General features: G+C 72.1%; 12 protein-coding genes. 4 read left to right on the forward strand and 8 right to left on the reverse strand.

All coding sequences use genetic code 11. The features are described from left to right. Window positions 1-71: 71 nt before the first annotated feature. The 8 genes from ACZ5FU_RS30835 to ACZ5FU_RS30870 all read right to left on the reverse strand — a co-directional run bounded on the left by ACZ5FU_RS30835 (window position 72) and on the right by ACZ5FU_RS30870 (window position 12225). Window positions 72-2141, reverse strand: a complete 2070-nt coding sequence (locus ACZ5FU_RS30835) for an oxidoreductase (RefSeq protein ID WP_469047504.1) — start codon at window positions 2139-2141, stop codon at window positions 72-74. Window positions 2142-2173: 32 nt separating this feature from the next. Continuing rightward, complete coding sequence (chcA, locus tag ACZ5FU_RS30840) at window positions 2174-3016, reverse strand: 1-cyclohexenylcarbonyl-CoA reductase (protein WP_451525885.1); 843 nt, start codon at window positions 3014-3016, stop codon at window positions 2174-2176. Next, a complete protein-coding gene (locus tag ACZ5FU_RS30845; protein WP_451525886.1) occupies window positions 3013-4182 on the reverse strand; it encodes an acyl-CoA dehydrogenase family protein in 1170 nt (389 codons plus the stop codon). Before ACZ5FU_RS30845 ends, chcA begins: the two co-directional genes overlap by 4 nt. A 78-nt stretch (window positions 4183-4260) precedes the next feature. Next, window positions 4261-7278 carry a 3-phosphoshikimate 1-carboxyvinyltransferase gene (gene aroA / locus ACZ5FU_RS30850; RefSeq protein WP_451781162.1) on the reverse strand — a complete coding sequence of 1006 codons (3018 nt, stop codon included), beginning with the start codon at window positions 7276-7278 and terminating at the stop codon, window positions 4261-4263. A gap of 247 nt (window positions 7279-7525) precedes the next feature. Then, window positions 7526-8854: a 3-deoxy-7-phosphoheptulonate synthase gene (locus tag ACZ5FU_RS30855; RefSeq protein ID WP_469047506.1), complete on the reverse strand. Its 1329-nt coding sequence runs from the start codon at window positions 8852-8854 to the stop codon at window positions 7526-7528. Between the two features lie 270 nt (window positions 8855-9124). Beyond that, window positions 9125-9841, reverse strand: coding sequence for an HAD-IA family hydrolase (locus ACZ5FU_RS30860; protein WP_468642191.1), 717 nt, complete (start codon window positions 9839-9841; stop codon window positions 9125-9127). 99 nt (window positions 9842-9940) lie between these two features. Next, window positions 9941-11065, reverse strand: a complete 1125-nt coding sequence (locus ACZ5FU_RS30865; RefSeq protein ID WP_451531184.1) for a Gfo/Idh/MocA family protein — start codon at window positions 11063-11065, stop codon at window positions 9941-9943. Beyond that, window positions 11062-12225, reverse strand: a complete 1164-nt coding sequence (locus tag ACZ5FU_RS30870; RefSeq protein ID WP_451781167.1) for a DegT/DnrJ/EryC1/StrS family aminotransferase — start codon at window positions 12223-12225, stop codon at window positions 11062-11064. Before ACZ5FU_RS30870 ends, ACZ5FU_RS30865 begins: the two co-directional genes overlap by 4 nt. A 344-nt stretch (window positions 12226-12569) precedes the next feature. On the opposite strand from ACZ5FU_RS30870, the gene ACZ5FU_RS30875 reads away from it, so the two are divergent. From ACZ5FU_RS30875 to ACZ5FU_RS30890, 4 genes are all read left to right on the forward strand, one after another. Continuing rightward, window positions 12570-13007, forward strand: a complete 438-nt coding sequence (locus tag ACZ5FU_RS30875; RefSeq protein WP_451781169.1) for a type II 3-dehydroquinate dehydratase — start codon at window positions 12570-12572, stop codon at window positions 13005-13007. 111 nt (window positions 13008-13118) lie between these two features. Continuing rightward, a complete protein-coding gene (locus ACZ5FU_RS30880; RefSeq protein WP_451531187.1) occupies window positions 13119-14045 on the forward strand; it encodes a GNAT family N-acetyltransferase in 927 nt (308 codons plus the stop codon). 44 nt (window positions 14046-14089) lie between these two features. Then, on the forward strand, window positions 14090-16618 hold the full coding sequence (locus tag ACZ5FU_RS30885; protein ID WP_469047508.1) for an amino acid adenylation domain-containing protein: 2529 nt from the start codon (window positions 14090-14092) through the stop codon (window positions 16616-16618). Window positions 16619-16660: 42 nt separating this feature from the next. Further along, a complete protein-coding gene (locus tag ACZ5FU_RS30890; protein ID WP_451531189.1) occupies window positions 16661-17548 on the forward strand; it encodes an ROK family protein in 888 nt (295 codons plus the stop codon). Window positions 17549-17627 lie beyond the last annotated feature (79 nt).

Consider the following 17627-nt stretch of genomic DNA (forward strand, 5'->3'; position numbering starts at 1 on the left):
TCCGCCCGGCCGCACGGTGCCGCGCCCCGCATCGGCCGAGGACCTCGGACCGCGCGCCGTCCGGTCCGTCCCTACCCCCTCGACCCGGCACCTCCCGCGATGCGGTGCGCGGCACGCAGCCCTTGCGCGGTGGCCCGTACGGCGTTGAGCGCGCGGGCGTCGGCGGCGCCACCGGCGGTTTCGAAGGGGACCCGGGCCCGGCGGAGCAGGGCGGCGACCTCCCGCCTGCTCTCCTGGCCCGTGGCCAGGACGACGTGGTCGGCGGCGACCAGCTCCCTCTTCCCCCCGGCTTCGACGACGACGCCGTCCGGGGTGATCTCCTCGTACGTGACGCCGGTGAGCAGGCGCACTCCGCGGGCACGCAGTTCCTCCATGACCACCCACCGGGTGGACGGGCCGATCCCGGTGCCGATCCTGCCGCCGCGCCGCATCACGGTCACCCGGCGGCCACCGGCCGGGGCGCCGGCCGGCCGTGGCGTCAGGACCGCCTCGGGCGGCGCGGTCAGGGCGCGGGAGGCGAGGAACTCCTCCGGGGTCGGTGCGGGGGAGGAACCGCCGGCGAGCAGGTGCGCCAGGTCCACCGCGATCCCGCCGCCGCCGATGACCGCGATGCGCGGACCCAGGGCACCGGGGTCGGCGAACGCCCTCGCGTAGTCGAGGACATGGGGCAGACCGACACCCGGCAGGTCCGGCCGGTGAGGGCGGACCCCCGTGGCGAGGACCACCCCGTCCACAGCGCGCAGGAGGGACACGTCCCGTGCCCCGATGCGGTGCCCCAGGTGCACGGGCACGCGCAGATCCTCGAGCTCCCTCTCGCGCTGTCGTACGGTCGCGGCGAAGTCCGCCTTGCCGGGCACCCGGGCGGCCAGCCGGAACTGACCGCCGAGCTCGTCCGCCGCCTCGTAGACCTCGACCTCGTGCCCGAGCCTCGCCAGGGTGCGGGCCGCCTCCAGTCCCGCGAGCCCCGCGCCGATCACGGCGTACCTGCCCCGGCGGGCGGGAGGGGGGAGGGCCGGGAACTCGCGCTCGTGGCCGGCCCGCGGATTCACCAGGCAGGACACCCGCCCGGTCCCGAAGGACCGGTCGATGCATGCTTCGTTGCAGGCGATGCACAGGTCCACCGAAGCGTCCGAGCCCGTACGGGACTTGTCGACGACAGCCGGGTCCGCGAGGAACGGGCGGGCCATGGCCACCAGATCGACGTCGCCTCCGGCCAGCACGTCCTCCGCCTGCGCGAGCCGGTTGAAGCGGTTGGAGGCGATGACGGGCACCGCTCCGTGACCCGCCGCCCGCAGCGTCCGCTTGACCCGCTGGGCGTACACGGCCCAGGTGCCCGCCGGTACCTGGGCCTGCACGGTCGGCACGGGGGACTCGTGCCAGCCGACACCCACCGCGAGCGCGTCGGCGCCGGCTCCGGCCAGCTCCACGGCGAGCGCCGCCGTCTCCTGCCACGGAGTGCCGTCGTCGACGAGGTCGGCCCCCGACATCCGGAAGAGCACCGGGAAACGCGACCCCACCGAGGCCCGTACGGCCCGCAGCACCTCGACGGGGAAGCGCCGGCGCCGTACGGCGTCACCGCCCCAGGCGTCGTCACGCCGGTTGGTGACGGGCGCGGTGAACTGATTGACCAGATAACCCTCCGAGCCCATCACCTCGACGGCGTCGAAGCCCAGCGCGCGGGCCGCCTCCGCTCCCCGGCCGAAGGCGGCGAGGGTGCCGGCGATCTCCTCCTCCGTCATGGCCCGGGGAACGGAGCGGGAGAACCGGCTGTACACGGCGGACGGCGCGAGGGGCACCGCGCCGTCCGCGCCGGGCAGCGTGTACCGCCCGGCGTGGAAGAGCTGGAGGGCGATGAGACCTCCGGCGTCGTGAACCGCTTCGGCGGCCCGGCGCAGCGCCGACCTGTGCCTGTCGTCGTCGAGCACGCCGTAACCGGGGCCGCCGGAACCCGCCCGGTTCACCGCGGAGCCGCCCGTGACGATGAGGCCGGCGCCGCCTCGCACCCGCTCCGTGTAGAACGCGGCCAGGGCGGCCCCGTCGTCGTCCAGGGTCTCCAGATTCAGGTGCATGGCACCCATGACGATGCGGTGGGGCACCGTCAGACCACCGATCGCGCACGGCCTGAAGACGTGGTCCAACACCTTCCGTCCCTCTCTCCTCCCGGTCGTCCCGTTCAGGCGTCGCGCGTCGGCCGGGGCGGCAGTGCCAGTGCCTCACCCGCGTCCGCGAAGAACGGCGGCGCGACGACACTGAGCCCGCCGTCCACCACGAGTGTCTGCCCGGTGATGTAGCCGGCCCCCTCGCCGAGCAGGAAGGCGATGGTGTCGGCCATCTCCCGCACGGTGCCCGGACGGCGCGCCGGAATACGGTCGAGGACGCCCTGCATGGGCGGCATGCCCTCGACGTCGTAGAAGAACTTCAGCGAATCGGAGTCGATCAGACCGCCGTTGACCCCGTTGACGTTGATGCCGTAGGGCGCGAACTCCACCGCCATGTACCGCACCCACGACTCGATGGCGGCCTTCATGCCGCCCAGCATCGCGTAGGTGGGGTAGGCGCGGACGGAGCCGTAGGAGGACAGCGCGACGATCCGCCCGCCGTTGTCCATCAGCCGCACCGCCTGCTGCGCCCCCAGGACGAAAGGCCGCAGGTTCATCGCGTACGAACGGTCCAGGTGGTGCGGGCCGAGATCGACGATGTTCTTGAACGCGCTCGCCGCGGCGTTGGAGACGAAGTGGTCGAGCCGTCCGCAGCGCTGCGCCACCGCGTCGAACAGCGCCGTGACGCCCTCGGTGGTCTCGACGTCCGCCCGGACCGCGAAACCCTGACCGCCGGCCTCCTCGATCTCGGTGACGGTCTTCTGCGCCAGATCGGAGTTCTTCTTGTAGTTGACGATCACGGTGCCACCGCGGCCGGCGAGGGTGAGGGCCAGGGCGCGGCCGATGCCGCGCGAGGCCCCGGTGATCAGCGAGACCTGCTCGCGGTCGGGCGTCGGCTGGTGTCGCGGGCTGTTCATCGATTCGTTCCCTCTCCGTCGGGGGAAGTGGCGCGCTGGAGCAACTCGCGGAACACAACGGCCTTCTGCACCTCGTTGGTTCCTTCCTCGAAGCGTTGGGCACGGGCGTCGCGGTACACGCGCTCGATCTTCTGCGACTTCCAGTAACCGAGTCCGCCGTGCACCTGGAGCGCCTTGTCGGTGACGTTCGTCAGCATCGTGACCGCGTGCATCTTGGCCATCGACGACTGCATGGAGGCGTCGTCCGCCCCTTCCTCGAAGCGGCGCGCCGCGTGCAGGACCAACTGCCGTGCGGCCTCGATGTCCGCCGCGTTCTCAGCGAGCATGAACTGGATGGCCTGGCGCTGGGTCAGCGTCTTGCCGAAGGTCACCCTGTCACGGGCGTACTCGACGGCCAGTTGCTGGGCGCGCTGGGCGAGCCCGACGCAGCTCATCGCCACGGAGATCCGGGACGGCGTCAGGAAGCCGCCGAGGAAGACCTCCAGGCCCTGGCCCTCCGCTCCCAGCCGGTGGTCGACCGGCACCGGAGTGTTCTCGAAGGTCAGCGACGCGTGGTCGGTACCCGTGACGCCCATGGTGCGGGAGGTGTCCTCCACCGTGACGCCCGGGGCGTCGCGCGGCACCAGCAGGGCCACCGTGCCCTCGTGCCCGGTGCTGCCCTCGACCCGGGCGGCCAGCAGGTAGTAGTCACAGCGCACCCCGAAGGTGATCAGGTGCTTGCGTCCCGAGAGGTAATACGTGTCCTTCTTCCTCACCACCGAGGTGGTGATGTCCGCGCCGGTGCCGTTGCCCGGCTCGGTGAGGGTGAACGCGATCTTGATCTCACCGGTGACGGAGGGGACGACGAAGCGCTTGCGCTGCTCGTCGTCGGCGTGGCCGTCCATCGATCGCCAGATGCCGTTGACCACGTGCACGATCATGCGTATGGAGCCGTGCGAGCGGGAGAAGACCTCCATCAGCTCCATCCAGCGCGCGAAGCCGAGCCCCTGACCCCCGTACTCCTCGGGAGCGGCTGTCCGCAGGAACCCCAGGCCGTTCAGTTCGGCCCACAGCTCCTCGGGTACCTGCCCCGTCTCCTCGATGCGCTCGGCCCAGCGCTCACCAGGCCCTTCCACCCACTGTTCGACCCGGGTACGCAGCTCGTGGAACTGCCGTTCGTCCATCATGTGCCGCCTTCGCCTTCGCCGTCGTTCCGTCGTCGGCCGTCCGTTGTCGGCCGTCTGTCGTCTGTCGTCCGCCGGGCGTCAGCCGGCGTCCTCGTCGTGGGGCCGCAGGCCGCGGGCCAGCTCCCGCAGTTCGGATTTCCGCACCTTGCCGATGGGGTTGCGCGGCAGGGCGTCGATCCGCTCCAGGCGCTCCGGCCAGTACTGCTTGGCCACCTCGTTCGCGTCGAGGTGGCGCCGCATCTCCTCGAAGGTCAGTTCCGCACCGCCGGCCGGGACCACGAAGGCGCAGGCGCGCTCGCCGAGACGCTCGTCCGGCATGGCCACCACCGCGACGTCGTCCACCGCGGGGTGTCCGAACAGCAGCTGCTCGATCTCCGCGACGGGCACCTTCTCGCCGCCGCGGTTGATGACGTCCTTGACCCGCCCGGTGATCCGCAGGAAGCCCTCGGCGTCGATCGTCGCCAGATCGCCCGTGCGGTACCAGCCGTCCTCGGTGAACGCCTCGGACGTCAGGTCGGGACGCCCGAGGTAGCCCTCGAAGACGGTGGGGGACCGCAGCTCGAAGTTGCCCTCCTCGCCGGCGGGCAGCACCAGCCCCTCGTCGTCGGTGACCCGCAACGCGATGCCGTCCAGCGCGCGGCCGTCGGAGCCCCAGCGCTGCCGGGGCTCGTCGCCGGGCGACGACAGCGCGCCCAGGCAGGTCTCCGTGGTGCCGAAGGCCCCGCACACGGCGGTGCCCAGAACGTGCCCCGCGCGTTCCGCCAGAGCACGCGGCACCGTGGCCCCCGTCGCCACGAAGATCCGCAGATGCCGCGGTGTCTCGCCACTCTCCTCCACGGCCTTCACCAGGTCGGACAGGAACGGCGTCGCGGCCTGCACGAACGTCGCCCGGTGATCGTTGAGTGATCGCACCGCCCGCTTGGCGTCCCACTCGGGCTGCAGGACCTGCGGTACGCCGAGCACCAGGGCGAGCACCATGCCGTACAGGAAGCCCGTCTGGTGCGCCAGCGGCGAGGGCACCCAGACGGCGTCCCGCTCGTGGAGCCCGAGGTGTGCGATCTCCATCGCCGCGGCTCTGACCAGGCTGCGCATGGACTGGGTGACGCCCTTCGGCTCACCGGTGGTACCCGAGGTGAAGAGCAGTTGCGCCGTCGTCCCCGGGGTCGGTGCGCGGGCGTCGAGTGCCGCGCGGTCCACCGTCGCCGCCGACAGCGCCTGCTCCCAGTCGTGCAAGGTCACGCCGTCCGTCGGGGACGCGGGCGACGGACCGGCGCCGCCGGCGGTGGCCAGGACCACCACGTGCTCCAGGCGCAGGTCCGAGCCCTGCTCCGCCACCAGGTCCAGCACCTCCTCGGCGGGCAGGCGCGAGCGGTGCCGGTCCGCCACCACCAGCACCCGTGCGGAGGAACGCCGTAGGACGAAACCGAGTTCACGCTTGCGGAAGAACGGGATCACCGGACAGCACACGGCCCCGATGCGCAGTGCGGCCAGCGAGAGCACCACGAACTCGACACGGTTCGGGAGTTGGTACGCCACGCTCTCGCCCGGCCGGACCCCGAGCCCCAGCAGTACGGCCGCCGCCCGGTCCACCCGCTCGGCCAGCTCGCTCCAGGTGACCACCTCGTCGCGGTCGGACCGCACGTCCACCACGGCCGTCCCCTGCGGCCGGTCCTCGGCCCTTCGGCGCAGCCATTGAGGCAGCGTGACCCGCGCTGCGGTCTCGGGGGCGACGGGTTCCGCAGCCGTCCCGGGGACGCCGGCGACCGCACCGTCGTGGACGGGGCCCGCCGGGCCGTCCACCACCGACATGGGCGCACCGAGGGTGCTCATGTCGGTGAGGAACGCCGGGTACGAGATGCGGTAGGCGTGCGGATAGGTGAGTGTCGCATGCGTCTTCGACCGCGACGACGCCACCGCGAGCGACATCAGGACGCGGTGGTCGTTGAACGAGGACAGCCTGGCCCCGGTCAGGCCGTCCACACCGCGCACCCGCAGCTCGTCGCCCGAGAGCTCCAGGCGGCCGCCCATGGAGTTGAGCTGGAGCATCGCGGCGGCGCGGTCGGACTCCTTGAGCCGGGTGTGCGCGATGTTGCGGAACACCGACTCGCCGCGCGCGAAGGTGGCGAGTGCCGACAGGACCGGCAGCATGTCGGGGATGTCGCGGCAGTCGACGTCGACCCCGGTGAGCCGGGGCGCGTCCTGCCGGACGCGCAGACCGCCGGCCGCTTCGTCGATCTCCATCGGTACGCCCATGGAGCGTGCGACGTCGAGGAAGTGGAACTCGGGATGCTCGGCGGGACCGCCCTCCAGCGTGGTGATCCCGCGGAGCAGCACGTCACAGGGGTGCAGTGCCGCCGTGGCGATGCCGAACGCCGCCGAGCCGATGTCCGGCGGCAGCGTCAGTTCGACGCCGCGCGCCCGCTGGCCGGGCTCGATGTCGAAGCACCGCCAGTCCTGGGAGACGGTCACCTCGAGGCCGAACCGCCGCATCATCGCCACGGTCAGTTCCAGGTAGGGGCGTTCGTTGAGCTCGCCCTCCACCTCGATGGTGGTGTGCCGCGTCGCGAACGGGGCCAGCAGGATCAGACCGGAGATCCACTGGGACAAGGTTCCCGCGATCCTGACGCGGCCGCCCGACGGCCGGCGGCCCTGCACGTGGACGGGCGGGCAGTCGTCCGCCGACTCCAGCCGGACACCCATCTGTTCCAGGGCGCGCAGCAGGGGGCCGACCGGGCGACGCCTGAAGTACTTCTGCCCGGTCACCGACACGGCGCGGTCCGACAGCGAGGCGAGACCGATCATGAAGTAGAGCGTCGTACCGGAGCTGCCGGCCGAGACCGATTCCCGGCGCGGCCTGTACCGCCCGCCCAGCCCGTGGACCACGAAGGCGTCACCGTCCCTGGAGATCCGCACGCCGAGGTCGCGCAGCAGCCGCACGGTGTACCCGACGTGCCGGGCGTCGGACAACCCGTGGACGCGGCTGACGCCGTCGGCGAGCGAAGCGAGGATCAGCGCGCGGTGTGCGTGGTACTTCGAGTTCGGGACGAGGACCTCACCGGCTATCCGGTGCTGAACTCCCTTGACGAGAAGGTGCATGTGTCCTGCTACTCCTGACTTTGGGATGGTGACCGAGACAGGAAGGGGAAACGGTCCGGATCCTCACGGCACACCGATGCCGAGGCGGCGAGCACACCCACGCAAAGACCGGACGCCGACGTCGCGGAACGAGAAGACCGAGATGCCGGACACCTTCCGGCCCGCCCTGGGGCCTCTCGTTCGGATCAGGCCGGGCTCGCGGGCCCCGGCACCGCACCTCGATCCGGCCCGATCCGAACGAAAGACCCTAGGTCTGCTTCATGCGCAGCGCGGAGTGGTTTCGGTCCTCGAACCCCTGAAGGTCCGACGGCACGGGACGAAGTACCGTGCCGCCCGGGTTCGCCCCTGTCTCCGGCACCACCCGCGGCCCCTCCGCGGCCGCGGTGGTCCGGATGTCCGCACCGGACCAGGCGGAGAGCAGGGAAACCGCCTGTTCCGTATTGAGCCGGGGGTCACACAGGCTGGTGCGCCGCACGGTCCTCCCCTCGTACACGGAGAGGTCGTCGGCACACTCCAGGACGTCGTCGGGGGTGGTCTCCAGGTGCAGTCCGCCCGCCGTGCCACCGGCACCGGTCACGGCCCCGAGGAATCCCCGGATCTCCCGCGCCATGGTCTCCAGCAGACGGGTCTTGTGCCCGTCCGGGCCGACGACGGTGTTGCCGTGCATGGGGTCGCTGAGCCAGATCACCGGATGACCGGCCGTCCGGACCGCCTCGACGAGCGCGGGCAGCCTGTCGGCGACCGAGTCGGCGCCCATGCGCGCGACAAGGGTGAGCCGGCCCGGATCCCGCAGCGGATCGAGCCGCTCGCACAGGACGGTGACCTCCTCCACCGTGGTGGTCGGACCGACCTTCACGGCGACCGGGTTGGCGACACCGGCGAGGAGGTCCAGGTGGGCGCCGTCCGGCTGGCGCGTCCGCTCCCCGATCCATGGCCAGTGAGTGGAACCGAGCCATCGGCTCCCGTCACCCGTCTCGCGGATCATCGGCTCCTCGTAGTCGAGGACGAGCGCCTCGTGGCTCGTCCACAACCGGGGTTCGGCCGGGGAACGGCGGCCCGGGGCCGCGGGCCCGCGCCAGCCCAGGTGCTCCATGACGTCGCCGGCCGCCATGTACGAGGTCAGCAGGCGCAGAGGGTCGTGTCGACGGCTCTCCGGGTCGGGCTCCGGGCCGTTGACCATGTGGCCCCGGTACACCGGCAGTTCCCGGTCCCCGATCAGTTCCGAAGGCCTGGAGCGCGGCTTGGCGAACTGGCCCGCGATGCGTCCCACCCGCACGACCGGTTTGCGGGCGGCCGTCCTCAGCGTCGCGGCGAGCAGTCCGAGCACCGCGGATTTACGGGACACGTGTGCGGCGTCGCACTCACCGGGATCCTCGGCGCAGTCCCCGGCCTGCACCACCAGTGCCTCGCCCCTGGCCACGCGGGCCAGCAGCGTCCGCAGCACCCGCACGTCCTCCGCCCTGACCAGCGGCGGACGTGCGGCCAGTACCTCCCGGATGCGCCGAACCTGTGACGGGTCGTCCCACTCGGGTTGTTGCAGGGCCGGCTTGCGCGTCTCGGTCACGGTTTTTCCCACGTCGGGTCTCCGGTGAAATATCGGTCCAGATACGGCTGCGGTCTTCGGGGACGGTCCTCCAGGACCGTCCGGCATCGTCCGACGGGCGCTGCGGGAGACCGGGAACGGACGTCGGGGTCCACTCGGTGAGCACCGGGGCCGTGGACGTTCCCGTCCGGTCCTTCCTTCCCTCTGTCGGCCCCGTCCCGATTTTTTGGGGAGTCTCCTGCCCCCTGACCGGCGCGTCCGGGACGGACGGCCCCGATGACGCGGGTCACGAACCCCCGGGGATCAGGGTGTGCGGAATCCGCCGACGCAGGCGTCGACCAGTTCGGCGGGCGAGCGCAGCACGACGTCGGGGCTCTCCGCGAGGAGGGTCTCCTCGTCGGTCTCGCCCCACAGGGCGGCGACAGCGGTGACGCCGGCGCCCCGCGCGCTGCTGAGGTCGGTGACCGCGTCGCCGACCATGATCGTCCGCGAGGGGGCGGAGCCGAGCACGCCGAGTGCCTTGAGCACGATGTCGGGTGCGGGCTTGGGACGTTCCACCTCGTCGGAGCCGATGACGACGGCGAACAGATCCAGCAGCCCGAGCTGTTCGAGGAGCGAACGAGCCCTCGGTCCGCTCTTGCCCGTGGCGACGGCGAGTCCGATGCCGTGGGCCCGCAGTTCCCTCAGCATCTCCGGTACGCCGTCGAAAACGGGCACGAGATGAGCGAGGCGGTAGCTCTCCCGGACGAACGGGCCCTCCATCTCCGACGGCAGCCCCATGATCCGCATGATGTCGGGGAAGTACCGGCCCAGATGCCGCTCGTACTCCTCGAACGGGGGCTCACCGTCCCCCACCACCTCGGCGTAGGCCGCGCTGAACGCCTGCCGCATCACGGCGAAACTGTCGACCAGCACCCCGTCGAGATCGAAGACGACAGCGGTCGTCGACCGCGCCTCGTGGTCATGACCGTCATAGCTGTCGGGGATGGCGAGGCCTTGGGTGGTTCCAAGACTGTCCATGACGCTGTGGTGCTCTCTTTCGTGAGGCGGTGGCCTGGTGGGTGGGACTGTCGCCGCCGTGCCGGGTGCCTTGGCCGGACCGGTGGTCGTCCGTGCCTCTCACACCCGGTGCGACGGGGCTTTCCCCTGCGCGGCGCGTGCCGAGGAGTAGATCCGTTCGATGGCGTCGATGGTGCGGTGTGCCTCCTCGACGGCCCGGTGCGGGCCGGCGGGGTTCCGCAGCAGGGTGAGCAGTTCGTCCAGCTGCCGGTCGTACTCCGTGCCGACCGGCTCCTCGGGCACGGGGAGCGTGCGGGTGCGCCCGTCCTCGGTGCGGACGAGCTCGGGGTGTTCGAGACGATGGGGGCTGAAGCCGAACGTGCACCTCAGGGTCGCGGTGCCGGCGGTCCCCTCGACCCGGACACGGGTGACGTCGCGCTCCTCGTGCGAGGCCCAACCGGCGTGCAGCGAGACGGAGACACCGCCGTCGGTGACGAGGAACGCGCGGGCGGTGTCCTCGACGTCGATGACGTCGGTGTGCTCGTTCTCCCGGCCGTCCTCGGCCTCCCCGGCCCGCCAGCGGGCCCGTGCGGTGTTCCGCGCGATGAAGTCACCCGAGACCGCGCCGGTGACCTCGGTGAAGTTCGCGGAACCCAGCAGCGGCGCGGCGACGTCGAACAGGTGCCAGCCCAGGTCCACCAGCGCTCCGCCGCCCGACAGCCGGCCTCGGGTGAACCAGCCGCCCGCGTCCGGTACGCCGCGGGCCCGTACCCAGGACAGCTCGACGTGGCGGACGGTGCCCAGGCCTTCGGCGCTCGCGAGCAGCGCCCGCACGTCGCCGCGGTGGCGTGCGGCGCTGCCCGCCAGGAGCCGCGTGCCACCGACGCGTTCGGCTCGGGCCAGCCGTCGTGCCTCCGCCGACGTCAGGCACACCGGCTTCTCGAGGAACACGGGGACGCCCTTGAGGAGCATGCCGCAGGCGATCTCGCAGTGCAGGTGGTTGGGGACGGCCACGACGGCCAGATCCACCTGCGCCGGGTCGAGGGCGTGCACGGCCGTCATGACCGGGACGTCCGGGAACTCGGCGGCGACGACCGCGCGCGAGGCCGCGTCGGGGTCGACCGCCGCGGTCACGGTGAAGCCCGGGTGGCGGCGCAGTCGCGGCAGCCAGATGGAGCGGGCCGCCCAGCCGAGCCCCACCACGGCGGTGCGGACCGGCCGGCCGCCCCGGTCGGTCGCGGTCATGAGCCGAGCACATCGGCGATGACGGCGGCGACCTCGTGCATCTGCTCCTCGGTCCCGAGCAGGGTCCGATGATGCAACCACAGGCAGTCCGCCGTCAGCGCCTCGGAATGGGGGCAGCGGCGGGCGAGTTCGTCCACCGACAGCTTCGGCGCGCCCCTCTCCCAGAAGGCGTCCGTGCGGTAGACCGACCGGAACGCGACGAACGCGGGGACACCTCGCTCGACGAGGGTGTCGACGACCCGCGCGCGCCGTTCCTCGGTGATGCCGGGGATCCGGAACATGGCCATGTAGTGCGGGTTGCGGTCGGCGCGCGGGTCCGACCGCTGCGGCACGACGCCGGGGATCTCGGCGAGCAGTGAGGACAGTACCGGCCAACGGTCCTCCCGGGTGCGGATCTGCCCGTCCAGGCGTGCGAGCTGGGCGCGCAGCACCGAAGCGGAGAATTCGTTGAGCCGGAAGTTGGAACCCGAAGTGCGGTGGAAGTAGCCGCGATCACCCCGAGGACGTCCGCAACTGTGCCGGACGAAGGCGTGCTCCGCCATTTCGGCGGTCGGGAACAGCACCGCGCCGCCCTCACCCGCGGTCATCAGCTTGCCGTTCTGGAAGGAGAACGCGGCGACCGAACCCAGCTCGCCGACCCGCCGGCCGTTCCAGGTGGCGCCCTGCGCGTGCGCGGCGTCCTGGATCAGCGGCACACCCGAGTCGGCCGCGACCTTGGCGAGGGCGTCCATGTCGGCGAGTTGGCCGGCCATGTGCACGGGCATGATGGCGCGGGTCCTCGAGGTGACGGCTCTCGCCGCTTCGGCCGGATCGATGCAGTACGTCTCCGGGTCCACGTCCACCGGCACCACGACCGCGCCGAGGCGTTGTGCGGCCTGGGACGAGGAGATGAAGGTGAAGGCGGGCACGATCACCTCGGTGCCCGGTCCGACGCCCATGACCTCCAGAGCCAGTTCGAGGGCGTGCGTGCCGTTCGTGACGGCCAGGGCGTGCTCACTGCCGTGGTACTCGGCGAACTCCCTCTCGAAAGCCTCGACTTCGCCGCCACCCATGCGCCACCACTGACCCTGCTCCAGCGCACGTACGAGACCGGTCCGCTCCGCGTCGTCGTACTGCGGCCACGCCGGAAGGTCCGAGCTGAGTCGCACACCACTGCTCATGAGGTTCCTTGCTCCTTCGGTCTACGCGTATGCGAATGCTGTCGCAGTGATCGCCGCGGGAGGTCACCACGCGGAACCGCCCCTCACGGGCGGGGTGTTCACCCGGGTGCCGACACCGCGGCACGATCCCGGCGCGGTCCACGCGCTCGGCGGCGCCCCCCGGACGGGCCCGGTCGCCGCGGTCAGCACGCTAGCCCGTGCTCGGCGAGGCGTCATTCCCCTGCGGACCCCCCTATGTTCCCCCTTGTGATCGCGGGCATACCGAGGAGCGGTGTCCGCCCGTCGACGGCCGTGCTATAAAAACCACTTCCCGGTGTTTCCGTGCTTACCGACAAAGGTGCGCAGTGAGCAGGCTTCTCTTGGTGAACGGGCCGAATCTCGGCATACTCGGGAGCCGCCAACCCGAGATCTACGGAACGGACACACTCGCCGACATCGAAGGATGGGTCGCCGAAGAAGTGGCGGACCGTGGCTGGAATGTGGCGGCGTTCCAGCACGACGGTGAGGCGGAGATGATCCGCACCATCCAGGACAACTACGATTCCGTCGGCGCGATCGTCAATCCCGCCGCCCTGATGATGGCCGGCTGGGGACTGAGGGACGCGCTGGCCGACTATCCGCGCCCGTGGATCGAGGTCCACCTCTCCAACGTCTGGGCCCGCGAGCAGTTCCGGCACGAGTCGGTGACCGGGCCGCTCGCCACCGGAGTGATCTTCGGCCTGGGCGCCACGGGCTACCGGCTCGCCGCCCGCGCGCTGCTGGAGAAGGTCACCGACCGCTGACACGGTGCCACCGGCGCCCGTGCCCCCCCGGCGCCCGCGCCCCCGGCCACCGCGGAGCCGCACCACCGCGACTCCGCCACGTACACGACCGAAAGCCGAGGACACGACCCCATGCCCCAGGTACAGACGGCGGAATCGGTGCTGGCCGCCCACCGCGACCGGCTGCGCCCCGTCGACCGGATGATCCCGGAGGCCGACGCGCTGCCGGAGCCCGGACACGGCGAGGAGCTGTTGGAGGTCGACGGCGCACAGGCCCTGCTCACGCACACCCGTGTCGACCCCGACGCGCTGGAAGCCGTGCTCGGCCCGCTCGACCGGTGGGAGCTCACCCCCCGGGTCGCCGGCCCCGACGAGATGGCCGCCCTGCTCACCCGCTGGCAGGAACACCTGCGCAACCACCCGGAACGCCCCGGTGCGGACTCCATGGCCGCCGTCGAGTGGCCCAGCCGCGACGTGGAGATGACCCGGGTCCTGCGCGCCTTCGGATTCGTGCCCGAGTTCGTGATGATCGGCCGGCTCAAGGGCACCGACCTGGTGCCCGAGTCGAGCCGGGTCCGGGTGCGGCGTGCCACCCCCGAGGACAGTGAGGCGGTGTGCGAACTGCAGATGGTGGAGACCCGGTTCGACGCGGCCGTCAGCGGCGCGGTGGAGCGGGCCACCACCGAGGCACTGCTGCGCGAGGAGATCGCCGCGTCGTTCAAGCGTGACGAACCGCTGATCTGGGTCGCCGAACACGAGGGCGCGATCGTCGGCATGCACCGGGGCGAAGACCCCTCCGAGCCGCAGCAGGCATGGCTCGCGACGAAGATCACCGCCACCCCCGTCGCACACCTGGTCTGCCAGGCCGTCAAGGAGGGGCACCGAGGCCTGGGCATCGGCACCTCCCTCGCCAACCACGTCCACGCCGATCTGGACGCCATGGGCATCGGGGCGTCGGTCGGCTACCACGCGATGTTCAACCCGATCTCCACCCCGTTCTGGCACCGGCACGGATGGCGGCCGTACTGGAACCGCTGGATGCGCACCCCGGCCGTCTGAGCGGCACCTCGGCGAGAATCCGTACGAGCCCTGTGGAGGGGAACATGCTGGTGCAGGCGCTGGAGGAGCGGGCCGACTCCGTTCCGGAGCTCACCGCCCTCGAATGCGAGGGGGTGGAGCTCACCTTCCGGGAGGCGCACGAGCGGGCCAACCGGCTCGCCCGTCACCTGGTCGCCCAGGGGGTGGGACCCGACCGCGTCGTCGCGGTGATGCTGCCGCGTTCCACGGATCTGCTGGTGGCGCTGCTGGCGGTGCTGAAGGCGGGCGGGGCCTACCTCGCGCTCGATCCGGAGCATCCCGCCGAACGCGTCGCCTTCCAGGTCCGCGACGCCGCTCCTGTCGTGCTGCTGACGTCGACCCGCATCGACGCCGATCGCACCCGCGTGGGCCTTCCCCGCGTCGTGCTGGACGACCCGGCGACGGCCGCGGTGCTCGCCGGCCTGCCCGCCGGGCACCTGACGGACGCCGAGCGGACCGCCCCGCCGCGATCCGAGGACCTCGCCTACGTCATCTACACGTCGGGCTCCACCGGCACCCCCAAGGGCGTCGAGATCCCCGTGAGAGCCCTGCACAACCTGCTGGAGGCGATGCGGGAGCGACTGGCCCTGGGGCCCGGCGACCGCATGCTGTCGGTCACCACCGCCACCTTCGACATGTCGGTACCGGAGCTGTTCCTGCCCTACTACACCGGTGCCCGCGCGGTCGTCGCGCCCCGTGCCACCGGACAGGACCCCCAGGCACTGGGCGACCTGATCACCCGCAGGGAGATCGGCACCGCCCAGGCCACCCCCACCCACTGGCACATGCTGGCCACCGTGAGCCCCGGAGCGCTGCGCGGCCTGCGCGTCCTCGTCGGCGGCGAGGCACTGTCGGAGAAACTGGCCGCGACCCTGCTCGACCTCGGCGCCGAGGTCATCCAGTGGTACGGGCCCACGGAGACGACCGTGTGGTCCACGACCCACCCGGTCACCGGCCCCGGGGACGCCGCCGTCATCGGCAGGCCTCTGCGCGACACCCGGCTGTACGTCCTGGACGAGGACCTGGAGCCCGTCGCCCCCGGCACCGAGGGCGAGCTCTTCATCGCCGGCGCGGGAGTGGCGCGCGGCTACCTCGGCCGGCCGGAACTGACCGCCGAGCGCTTCCTGCCCGACCGCGACGGCAGCTCCCTGATGTACCGCACGGGCGACGTGGTGCGGCTGCGCCCGGACGGAGCCCTGGAGTACCTCGGCCGCGCCGACCACCAGGTCAAACTGCACGGGTTCCGCATCGAACCCGGCGAGATCGAGGCCGCTTTGGAACGGTCCGAGGACGTCGACCAGGCGGCGGCGACGGTCCGTGAGGACCGCCCGGGCGACCGGCGCCTCGTGGCCTACGTCACAGCCGCCCCCGGCCGTGCGCCCGATGCCGGGGAACTGCGCGACCTCGTGGCGCGGACGCTGCCCCCGTACATGGTGCCGTCCGCCGTGGTGGCCCTCGACGCGTTCCCGCTCACCCCCAACGGCAAGCTCGACCGCAAGGCGCTGCCCGCCCCCGTCGTCGCCCGGACGGCCATGGTCGAGACCCACCTCACGCAGTCGGAGCTGCTGCTCGGCAGGCTCTTCGCCGAGGTGCTGGGCGTGGGACAGGTCGGACCACGCGACAGCTTCTTCGACCTCGGTGGTTCCTCGGTGCTCGCGGCCCGGCTGCTGGCCCGGGTGCGCTCCGAGATGAACCTGGAGCTGTCGATCCGGACGCTCGTGGAGTCCCCGACGCCGGCGGAGCTGTCCCGGCGGCTGACCGGCGAGGAACCCCAGGACTCCTTCGACGTCCTGCTGCCGTTGATGACCAGGGGCTCGGCACGGCCGCTGTTCTGCATGCGCCACCTCGGAGGCACCGCCTGGTGCTACGGGGTGCTCGCCCAGCACTTCAGCCTGGAGTACCCCCTCTACGGCCTCCAGTCGCACACCTTCCAGGAGTTCGACACCCCCGTCGACACCATCGCGGCCATGGCGGCGGACTACGCGGACCGCATCACCGGCGTACAGCCCCAGGGGCCGTACCGCATTCTCGGCTGGTCGTTCGGGGGAGTCCTCGCCCACGCCGTGGCCACCGAGTTCCAAAGGCGCGGCGAGGAGATCGAGTTCCTCGGCGTCTTCAACACCGACCCGCACCTCACGGACAGCGAGGACCGCGACGAGCAGGGCCTGATCGAACTGATCCTGCTGATCAACGGCAGGGACCTCGACCGGTACGAACGCCCCCTCCGCTACGAGGACATCGCCGAATTCGCCGACATGGCGACCAACTACGCCTGGCACGGAAGGAAGAGCGCGGCCGAGACCTTCGTCGAGACCATGCTGACCGACCTCGGCGCCTGGAGGGCCCACACCCCGCAGAAGTACAGCGGCGTCATGCACCTGTTCGCGGCGGACCCCGGCCCGGTGGCCGAAGCGGCTTCCAGCGAGGCCTGGGCGCCCTACGTCGCGGGAGAGATCGTGCGCCACGAGATGCGCTGCGGCCACGAGGAGATGCTCAGCAGTCCCCGCGTGCTCGGCGAGGTCGCCGAGATCGTCTCCGCCCACCTCGGCGACTGATCCGGCCGGGAGACGGCCATCCCCTATCACCTGGGCATCGACGTGGGCGGCACCAAGGTCGCCCTGCGCGCGGAACACACCGACGGCACCGTGCGCGAGGCGGGCTTCCGGTGGCCGCGGGGCGCCGACGCTCCCGCACCCGCGGCGGCGGAGCTGGACCTGCTCGTCCGGCAGGTCCACGAGCTGTGCGCCGAAGCCCCGGACGAGCCGGCGGGCGTCGGTGTGGCGATGCCCGCCACCCTGGACGCGGAGGGCGTCGTCACCGCCTGGCCCAACCGCCCGGGCTGGAGCGGCCTCGACGTCGGCGGCGCGCTGCGGGAGGTCTTCGGCACCGCGGAGGTCGTCTGCGCCGACGACGGCGACCTCGCGGCCCTCGCCGAGGCACACGCGGCCGGCCGTCCCGATCTGCTGTACCTCGGTGTCGGCACCGGCGTCGGCGGCGGGATCGTCCTCGGCGGCGAACTGCTGCCCGGTCCCTCGCGGGGCTCCTGCGAGATCGGCCACCTGATCGTGGACCGGTCCGGGGAACAGTGCGACTGCGGGCGCCGAGGCTGCGTGCAGTCCGTCGCCTCGGGCCCCGCGGTCCTGCGCCGTGCCGCCCGCGCCCGCGGCACCGAGGTCACCTACGACCAGCTGGCGCGGGCCCTCGCCGACGGCACGCCCTGGGCTGCCGACCCCGTGCGCGAGGGCTGTGCGGCACTGGCCGCCGCGGTCGTCGGGGTCAGCGAACTGCTCCACCCCGCGACCGTCGTGATCGGCGGCGGATTCGCCGACGGCCTGCCCGGCTTCACCGACACGGTCGCGGCCCGGACGGCGCGGCTGGCCCGCCCCGGCCATCCGCCGCCGCCGGTACGGCCCGCCCGGCTCGGCGCTCTCTCCTCACTGCACGGGGCGGTCCTGCTGGCCAAGGCGGGCCCCGGGCGGAAATGAGACCGGCCCGCCCCGCGGGGCCGAAGGCCCCGAGCCGGCGGCGCCCCGCCCCCTGACGCCGTGCACGGCCGCTCCCACA

The sequence above is a fragment of the Streptomyces sp. NPDC031554 genome (genome assembly GCF_055580685.1).

Bases quoted from the DNA above. Each gene is read 5' to 3' on its own strand.
- ACZ5FU_RS30870 (WP_451781167.1), bottom strand. From the start codon at position 12,225: ATGAGCAGTGGTGTGCGACTCAGCTCGGACCTTCCGGCGTGGCCGCAG.
- chcA (WP_451525885.1), bottom strand. From the start codon at position 3,016: ATGAACAGCCCGCGACACCAGCCGACGCCCGACCGCGAGCAGGTCTCG.
- aroA (WP_451781162.1), bottom strand. From the start codon at position 7,278: ATGCACCTTCTCGTCAAGGGAGTTCAGCACCGGATAGCCGGTGAGGTC.
- ACZ5FU_RS30865 (WP_451531184.1), bottom strand. From the start codon at position 11,065: ATGACCGCGACCGACCGGGGCGGCCGGCCGGTCCGCACCGCCGTGGTG.
- ACZ5FU_RS30860 (WP_468642191.1), bottom strand. From the start codon at position 9,841: ATGGACAGTCTTGGAACCACCCAAGGCCTCGCCATCCCCGACAGCTAT.
- ACZ5FU_RS30885 (WP_469047508.1), top strand. From the start codon at position 14,090: ATGCTGGTGCAGGCGCTGGAGGAGCGGGCCGACTCCGTTCCGGAGCTC.
- ACZ5FU_RS30880 (WP_451531187.1), top strand. From the start codon at position 13,119: ATGCCCCAGGTACAGACGGCGGAATCGGTGCTGGCCGCCCACCGCGAC.
- ACZ5FU_RS30845 (WP_451525886.1), bottom strand. From the start codon at position 4,182: ATGATGGACGAACGGCAGTTCCACGAGCTGCGTACCCGGGTCGAACAG.